Source organism: Thermoactinomyces intermedius, from assembly GCF_013912365.1.
GTDB lineage: Bacteria > Bacillota > Bacilli > Thermoactinomycetales > Thermoactinomycetaceae > Thermoactinomyces > Thermoactinomyces intermedius.
The window spans coordinates 1-1,675 of sequence record NZ_JACETT010000036.1 but is presented as its reverse complement, the minus strand read 5'-3'; the positions used below and the strand labels follow the sequence as shown (position 1 = coordinate 1,675).

At 48.2% G+C, this 1,675-nt stretch carries 2 protein-coding genes; both read right to left on the bottom strand.

Translation table 11 applies throughout. The annotated features are described in order from the left end of the window. On the bottom strand, positions 1-625 hold a 625-nt coding region (locus H1R82_RS09290), incomplete at its 3' end, for a M42 family metallopeptidase (RefSeq protein WP_374189124.1). A 253-nt stretch (positions 626-878) separates the two neighbouring features. Further along, on the bottom strand, positions 879-1,675 hold a 797-nt coding region (locus H1R82_RS09285), incomplete at its 5' end, for a glucose-6-phosphate isomerase (RefSeq protein WP_181821646.1).

The following is a 1,675-nucleotide window of genomic DNA, read 5'->3' as shown; positions in this document are numbered from 1 at the left end:
CGGTGGCTCCGCCGTAGACAACATTGGGATGCTCCTCATCTTTCAATTGCCGCAACACCTCAAGGACCAAAGCACAACCCGCTCGATTATCCAGCGCTTTTCCTCCCCAAATCTTTCCGTCTTGCATGGTGAAAAAATCGGATACCGGAACCACGCTGTCTCCCGGACGAATCCCCATTTCTTCCACTTCCGCCCGGCTTTTCGCACCGATATCAATGAACATATCCTTGATGTCCATGACTTTTTTCCGTTCTTCCACTTTTAAGGCGTGAGGCGGTTTGGAGCCGATCACTCCCAAGTATTCGCCTTTGCGGGATTGGACCACCACCCGGTGGGATAACATATTGTGCGCCCACCAACCGCCCAATGGTTGAAACTTTAAAAAGCCTTTCTCGGTAATGTATGTAACCATGAAACCGATTTCATCAAGATGCCCAGCAAGCAAGATTTTGGGCCCGTCGGGATCTCCCGTTTTTTTTCCGGCCAATCCCCCGAGACGATCAGTCAGGATCTCCTCCGACAACGGTTCCAAATGTTTTTGGAACACTTGCCTGACTCCTCGTTCATTTCCTGGAACCCCTTTGGCATTGACCAGTTCCTCCATCAAATTTTGCAAAGCATCCATAATTCTGTCCCCCTGCCTTTACAGCTTCTGTAATGAATCGATAAAAATGACTTATTTTTTCATTATCACATAAAATTTATAATATATGCAATAACGAAGCGATTCGCTCCGGACGCCTGCAAACGGATTTGTCCATCAACTTCCGGATGGTTCTCCATCCCGCTCGTGTTTTCAGGCTTTAAAAACTGCAAATAAAAAAAATCCGGCTCATCGGAAGGATGAAACCGGATGGATCCAACCAAAAGGCAAAGTTTCAGAAATTCAACCGTTTGAGTAATGCTTCTTTTTCTTTTTCGAACCCTGGTTTTCCGAGCAAGGCAAACATGTTCTTTTTGTAAGCTTCCACCCCGGGTTGGTCAAACGGATTGACTCCTGACAAATATCCGCTGATTCCACAAGCTTTTTCAAAGAAATACACCAGTTGCCCGAAGGCATACGGACTGTGCTCGCTCACGGAGACCACCAGGTTGGGCACTTGGCCGTCCGAATGGGCCAGCATGGTTCCTTCAAAAGCTTTGCGATTGACAAAATCCAGTTCTTTTCCCGCCAGGTAGTTGAGCCCGTCCAAGTCACCGGCATCTTCCGGAAGGGTGACGGATTTGCGGGATTTTTCCACAAACACCACGGTTTCGAAAATGTTGCGCAAACCTTCCTGAATGTATTGTCCCATGGAATGAAGATCAGTGGTGAAATTGACCGATGCCGGGAAAATCCCTTTTTGGTCTTTTCCTTCACTCTCCCCGTAGAGCTGTTTCCACCACTCACTGAAATATTGCAAGGACGGATCATAGTTGACAAGAATCTCCGTGGTTTTTCCTTTGCGGTACAACGCATTTCGCACCAAAGCATATTGGTAGCTCTCGTTTTCCGCCAACTCCGGATTCCCGTACCGCTTCATCCCGGCCCGGGCTCCCGCCATCATTTCATCAATATCGATTCCGGCCGTGGCAATCGGCAAAAGGCCGACAGCGGTCAACACCGAGTAACGTCCGCCCACATCGTCGGGAATGACAAACGTTTCATATCCTTCTTCATCGGCCAGTTTTTTCA